Here is a 603-nt window from a genome sequence, read left to right as displayed (position 1 = left end):
CCCGATATCGAGTACGGGCACATCGAGACCGACTCGCCGGGTCCGGGCGGGTACAAGGGCGCGGGTGAGGGCGGTGCGATCGGGGCGCCGCCGGCGGTGATCAACGCGGTCGCCGACGCGCTGTCCCCCTTCGGCGCGGAGATCACCCGGCTGCCGATCACCCCGGAGTCGATCGTGGAGATCGTCCGCCACGGCACCGGGGCGGAGGCCAAATGAAACCGGCCGCTTTCGAGTACCACGCCCCCGCGAGCGTGGGGGAGGCGGTGGGGTTGCTGGCGGAGCTGGGCGAGGACGCCAAGGCCATCGCCGGCGGCCAGAGCCTGGTCCCCATGCTCGCCCTGCGGCTGGCCGTGCTGGATCACCTGGTCGATTTGCGCCGCATGGAGGAGTTGCGCGGCATCGAGCAACGCGATGGCGGGGTGTGGATCGGCGCGGGCACCACGCAGGCGACGATCCAGCGGTCGGCGGAGGTGGCGGCGTGGGTGCCGTTGCTGGCGCGGGCCACGCCGCTGATCGGGCATTTCCAGATCCGCAACCGCGGCACCCTGGGCGGCTCGATCGCGCACGCCGACGCCGCCGCCGAGTACCCCGCCGTCGCGCTGG

General features: G+C 73.3%; 2 protein-coding genes. Both read left to right on the top strand.

The features are described 5' to 3' along the window. Window positions 1–216 (top strand): hypothetical protein (locus ACFPZN_RS56510; RefSeq protein ID WP_378293743.1); only part of this gene is annotated, 216 nt, incomplete at its 5' end. Then, window positions 213–603: FAD binding domain-containing protein (locus ACFPZN_RS56505; protein WP_378293741.1), on the top strand; the 391-nt coding region annotated here is incomplete at its 3' end. The genes ACFPZN_RS56510 and ACFPZN_RS56505, both read left to right, overlap by 4 nt.

Origin of the sequence: Actinomadura rugatobispora, from assembly GCF_042656285.1 — a bacterium.
In the GTDB taxonomy this organism is placed as follows: domain Bacteria; phylum Actinomycetota; class Actinomycetes; order Streptosporangiales; family Streptosporangiaceae; genus Spirillospora; species Spirillospora rugatobispora.
This window is presented reverse-complemented; position numbering and strand designations above follow the sequence as displayed.